The sequence below is a fragment of the Streptomyces sp. W16 genome (assembly GCF_033194735.1).
Lineage (GTDB): Bacteria > Actinomycetota > Actinomycetes > Streptomycetales > Streptomycetaceae > Streptomyces.
In genome coordinates this window covers 1-5,478 of the sequence record NZ_JAWOAI010000594.1, presented here as the reverse complement: position 1 = coordinate 5,478, position 5,478 = coordinate 1, and the positions used below count along the sequence as shown (strand labels likewise).

The 5,478-nt window shown below is 70.1% G+C and carries 5 protein-coding genes and 1 pseudogene; 4 read left to right on the top strand and 2 right to left on the bottom strand.

Annotated features, from left to right (window positions below; genetic code table 11):
- Positions 1-798: pseudogene (locus tag R6V09_RS44730) on the bottom strand (hypothetical protein); the annotation flags it as partial.
- A gap of 289 nt (positions 799-1,087) precedes the next feature.
- Between R6V09_RS44730 and R6V09_RS44725 the strand changes: the two are divergent.
- Entirely contained in the window at positions 1,088-1,918 is an 831-nt protein-coding gene (locus R6V09_RS44725) for a DeoR/GlpR family DNA-binding transcription regulator (RefSeq protein ID WP_317887222.1), read from the top strand.
- 66 nt (positions 1,919-1,984) lie between these two features.
- Positions 1,985-2,455: an SRPBCC family protein gene (locus R6V09_RS44720; protein WP_317887221.1), complete on the top strand. Its 471-nt coding sequence runs from the start codon at positions 1,985-1,987 to the stop codon at positions 2,453-2,455.
- Between the two features lie 113 nt (positions 2,456-2,568).
- On the opposite strand, the gene R6V09_RS44715 is transcribed toward R6V09_RS44720, so the two are convergent.
- Positions 2,569-3,693, bottom strand: a complete 1,125-nt coding sequence (locus tag R6V09_RS44715) for a PLP-dependent cysteine synthase family protein (RefSeq protein ID WP_317887220.1) — start codon at positions 3,691-3,693, stop codon at positions 2,569-2,571.
- Between the two features lie 322 nt (positions 3,694-4,015).
- Here R6V09_RS44715 and R6V09_RS44710 point away from each other — a divergent pair, with 322 nt between their 5' ends.
- Positions 4,016-4,339, top strand: a complete 324-nt coding sequence (locus R6V09_RS44710; protein WP_317887219.1) for a hypothetical protein — start codon at positions 4,016-4,018, stop codon at positions 4,337-4,339.
- A 284-nt stretch (positions 4,340-4,623) separates the two neighbouring features.
- Positions 4,624-5,223: an ATP-binding protein gene (locus tag R6V09_RS44705; protein WP_317887218.1), complete on the top strand. Its 600-nt coding sequence runs from the start codon at positions 4,624-4,626 to the stop codon at positions 5,221-5,223.
- Positions 5,224-5,478 lie beyond the last annotated feature (255 nt).

Genomic DNA, 5,478 nt, shown 5'->3' with positions numbered 1-5,478 from the left:
GGCGACCGTCAGGAGGCCGGCCGCCGTGTGGGCGGCGCGGAGTCGGGCGACCAGGCGGCGGCCGTACCAGAAGCCGGGGCGGCCCAGGGCACTGTTGTCGGGCTCGTCGTCGGGCTCGGCTCTGCGGGGCATCGGCTGCTGGGACTCGTACTCGCTCCAGGTGCGGCGCGAGAGGTACCAGAGCAGGACGGTCAGCGCGGTCGGCACCAGGGCGGCGAGCGCGAGACGGCGGCCGGGGCGGCTCCACCAGCTGTCGTGCGAGACGGCGGGCGAGAGAAAGCCCAGCCAGGAGTGGCGCTCGGCGCACGCGCGCGTGCCGGCGCACTGCCAGGCGGCGAGATCGAGGGCGACCTCGCAGGCCGCCGCCACGAGCAGCACGGTCAGAGTGAGTCCCGCGAGCCGCACCAGCAGGCCGTAGAAGCGCACCGTCCGTTTCCGGTCGTGTGCGATGGGGCGCATCCAGTGCGCGAGGTTGACGACCATGAACGGCAGCAGCAACAGCCACAGGGCGCGGGTGCCGTTGCCGGAGGTCAGGTTGCACCAGACGTATGCCTCGCGGATCGGTCCGGTGCGTCCGTCGGTGGTTGTGGACTCGGCGTCGACGTCGGCGGCGCGCCGGAAGACGGCCGCCGTGTCGTCGCCGGTGATCCGCACCGTGCGCGGATCACCGAGCATTTCCTCGGGTGTGGCGCCGCCGACTCCATGGACCAGGAGTTCCAGGGCGGGTTCGGTCCGGTCGGGCCGTCCGGTGGGCTCGTCGGCCCCGCTCTTGACGGCATGTTCCTGCACACGCTCCACTGTTCGCACATCCCCCGTGACGCACCGTCTGACTGTGTCCGTGTGACCACCAGGATCGCCCCTTTCGGCGCATCGCACACGCCCTGTCACCGAATCTCCCCGATCCGTGTGACACACGGGGGACGCGTGAGGCCCCGATGACATGTGCGCGTCGGGACAGGCGATGGCGCAGTGCTTGCGGGGGCGTGCGAGGATGGGACGTCCGCGCACCGCAGCCGGGACGAAGGTCCTGCTCCGAGCCGGTGCGCCGGACGGTCGGACAGGTTGAGGCGAGAGGACCGGAGCGTACGTGAGTGAGAATCAGAACCTCCTCGCGGAGCAGCGGCGCGCCCTGATCCTCGACGAGGTCCGGCGCCGCGGCGGGGTCCGCGTCAACGAACTGACCCGCAAGCTCGGCGTGTCGGACATGACCGTGCGCCGCGATCTCGACGCGCTGGCCCGCCAGGGCGTCCTGGAGAAGGTGCACGGCGGGGCGGTGCCGGTCGTCGAGGCGAGCACGCACGAGCCGGGCTTCGAGGCGAAGTCGGGTCTTGAGCTGACCGCCAAGGAGGACATCGCGCGGGCCGCGGCGGAGCTGGTGGCCCCCGGTACGGCGATCGCGCTCTCCGGCGGCACGACCACGTACGCCCTCGCGCACCATCTCCTTGAGGTCCCCGATCTCACCGTCGTCACCAACTCGGTGCGGGTGGCGGACGTCTTCCACGCGGCGCAGCGCACCTCGGGGCAGCGACAGGGCGCGGCGACGGTCGTCCTGACCGGCGGGGTGCGGACCCCTTCCGACTCACTGGTGGGCCCGGTGGCCGACCAGGCGATCGCGGCGCTCCACTTCGACATGCTCTTCCTCGGCGTCCACGGCATATCGGTCGAGGCCGGGCTGTCCACGCCGAACCTCGCGGAGGCCGAGACCAACCGCCGGCTGGTGCAGTCCGCGCGGCGGGTCGTGGTGGTCGCCGACCACACCAAGTGGGGGACGGTGGGCCTGAGTTCGTTCGCCGCGCTGGACCAGGTCGACACGCTGGTGACGGACGCGGGGCTGCCGGCCGAGGCGCGCGAGGACATCTCGGAGCATCTGCGGCGGCTCGTGGTGGCGGGCGAACCCGACGACGAGGCAGACATCTGACGGATCGCCAGCTATGGTGACGTCGCTTCGGTCAACTTCCCTTCTCCGTCAAGGGGGTTCGCGCCCATGACCCACCGTCTGCGCCCCGTCGGGCTCGACTTCGTCGACACCGCTCCGGTACGGCTGGTCTTCGCCCAGGAGATGTCCGCGGCACCGGACGCGGTCTTCCACGCCCTCAACGACGATGTGCCCGGATGGGCGGAGTGGTTCGCGGCCGTGACCAGTGCGCGGTCGCTCGACGACGGAACCAGGCGCGACATCCGGCTCAAGGGCGGCGGGCACTTCCTGGAGACGGTGATCGCGGCCAAGGAGGCGGAGGTGTACGCCTACCGGGTCGACGACACCAACGCGCCCGGGGCGCGGGCGATGGCCGAGGAGTGGCGGCTGACCCCTTCCGGGGGTGGGACGCGGGTTCAGTGGACGTTCGCCCTGGAGGGGAACGCGGTGTTTCGGGGTGTGGTGCAGTTGGCGCGTCCCGGGTTGGGGCGGGCGTTCAAGGGGGCCGTGGCGGCTTTGGATCGGCGGCTGGGGCGATAGATCGCGTCGGTTGCCTGCGGGTTCGTTGTGTCTGGTCGCGCCCGCGCGGCGGAGCCGCAAATCAGCACAGCCCCGCGCCCCTTTGGGGCGCTGCTCAAAGGGCGTTCAGAACCTCACTGTGGCCATACTCCCGTTGCCAGTAGTGATGTGATCGCCTCGCTGTACGGACCGATGTCCAAGCCCTGTTCCGTCAGCCACTCGTCCGAGTAGTACTTGTCCAGGTAGCGGTCGCCCGGGTCGCACAACAGGGTTACCACGCTGCCGTGTCGGCCTGCCGCCACCATCTCGGCGATGATCTTCAGGGCGCTCCAGAGGCCGGTGCCCGTGGAGCCGCCCGCCTTGCGGCCGATGGCCTGTTCCAGAGCTCGTACGGCCGCGACGCTGGCCGCGTCCGGGACCTTCATCATGCGGTCGACGGCGCCGGGCACGAAGCTCGGTTCCATCCGGGGGCGCCCGATGCCCTCGATGCGGGAGCCGCAGTCGCAGGTGACGTCCGGATCGCCGGTGGTCCAGCCCTCGAAGAAACAGGAGTTCTCCGGGTCGGCGACACAGACCAGGGTGTCGCGCTGTGTGTAGTGGACGTAGCGCGCGAGGGTCGCCGAAGTACCGCCGGTGCCGGCCGTGGCGACGATCCACGCGGGCTCCGGGAAACGCTCCAACTCCAGCTGGCGGAAGATGGATTCGGCGATGTTGTTGTTGCCGCGCCAGTCCGTGGCCCGCTCCGCGTAGGTGAACTGGTCCATGTAGTGGCCGCCCGTCTCCACCGCCAGGGCGGCGGACTCCTCGTACATCTTGCGGGAGTCGTCCACGAAGTGGCACCGCCCGCCGTGGAATTCGATGAGGCGGATCTTCTCGGCGCTGGTCGTGCGCGGCATGACCGCGATGAAGGGGACACCGATCAGTTTGGCGAAGTACGCCTCGGAGACGGCGGTGGAGCCGCTGGACGCCTCGATCACCGGGCGGGCCGGCCGGATCCAGCCATTGCACAGGCCGTAGAGAAAGAGGGAGCGGGCGAGGCGGTGTTTGAGGCTGCCCGTGGGGTGGGTCGACTCGTCCTTCAGGTACAGGTCGATGCCCCAGTGCTCGGGCAGCGGGAAGCGGAGCAGGTGGGTGTCGGCGGAGCGGTTGGCGTCGGCCTGGACCTTGCGGACGGCTTCTTTCAGCCAGCTCCGATAGGCCGGGTCACTGCGGTCGACATCGAGGGTGGCACCGGTCGGGGCCTGTGGGGTGGTGCTCACGGCGGGGCTCCTTACGCTTCGCGCCGACGGCGCGTCGCGCGGCCGACACCTCGATCATATGCACCTTCCACACGCTTCTCACCTGCATAAACATGCCTTTGGGAAGGTCAAAGGCACCCCTGGGGAGCGATCACGGCGGATCCTGGGGGGCGCATTTATGCGAGTGCTCCGGGTACTCACCGTGACCGGGTCGTGCGTACTGGTGCTCGACGCCCGGTGCGGGCAGACTGCACCGCAGCGGGACGAACGTCCTGAACGGGGGCGCACAAACGGGGGCGCACACTGGATCACGAGATGTCCTGGACCAAGGGGGCGGGGAAGCATGGCGGAGCCGGAGTTCACGGCCACGGGCGTGCGGATCGGGAAGCGACTGCGGTCACTCACCCGGGCCGGACAGGTCCGGATCAACGACGGCAGGCTGGAGTTGCTCACCAGCTACGGCAGTGAGATCGACAGCGCGCCGGTGCAGGCGGTACGCGCGTCGAAGCCCTGGTTCGCCCCGGAGGACCGGGCGCTGGCCGATCTGAACGGCAATCGGTACCTGCTGACCCTGGGCGATCACGACCCCGCGCCGGGGCAGCCGGGTCCACCCGCGGCACGCCGGTTCATCGAAGCCGTACGCAAGGCGGCCGGACGCGGCGGCTGACCGGTGCCGGGCGCCGCTAGCGGGCGGCGAGGGTGGCAAGGAGTGGCGAGGGGCGGCAAGGGGCGGCGCGCGTCAGCAGGTAGCAGGTAGCAGTTACGGGGAAGTGCGGCGAGTTGCGTGATCGCAGCCCCTGCGTCACTCTGGTCTCACGTCACTCTGGGTTTACCGGCGATAACGCTGCGAACCAGCCGCCGGGCACAACAGCAGGCGGCCTATTTCCCTCGACCGCCCTGCTGGATCCGAACTCCGTGTTCTTCCGGACCTCTTGTCGGGGAGTCGCAGCCGTGATCACTCACCCAAGCAGGCACTGCGCGGTAGAGCTCCAAGCCCTGCCGTCGCGGATCGGCCAGGTCCGCAGAATCGTATCTGCGCAGTTGCGCTACTGGCATCTCGATCCACTGATAGACCGGGCCGCGCTCGGTGTGACAGAGCTCCTGACCAACGTCCACCGGCACGCCCAGCCCGACAAGACGTGCACCGTCGAGATCGAGCTGCTGCTCGACCACCTCGTCGTCTCCGTGCACGACCACGATCCCCGGCTCCCGGTGGCCGGCGACATCTCTGATGTCGCGGCCACGGCAACCTGTGGGCGTGGGCTCGCCATGGTGGCCGCGGTCAGCGAGAGCTGGGGGGTGCGGCCGGACGGGGAGTCCGGGAAGGTTGTGTGGTTCATGCTTTCGGCGGCCACTCCGGCGACGGCGGAATCTACGCCGACGGGGGCGCCGACGGCAGCGGCGTCGGCTCGGCCGGTGCGTCGGGCGGGTGCGGGTGCGGGTGCGGGTGCGGGTGCGGAGAAGCCTCACCGGTTTGTCGGCGAGGTCGAGCTTCCGGTGGACGAACATCGGTCCCAACACGCTCCCGCCCGGTCGGCCGTTGCCGGTTGATCGGGCGGTGATTTGGGTTGGGGGGCTTGGGGTTGTGTGTGTGGGGGGGGGCTTGGGGAGGCTGGTGAGCCTTGAGGGCCGGCTGAACCGGTGTTGGGTTGGCGCCAGGTAGCTGGGCCTGTGCTGGATAGGCGCCGCGCGCACCTCCTTTGGTTCGGTCGCCTTCGGGGCGCCTGAAGCCGGTGTCGAGAGCCCCACCGTGCTCGGCGCTGCGCGCCTCCGCGCGCTGGGGCTCTCGACACCGGCGCGCCCCTA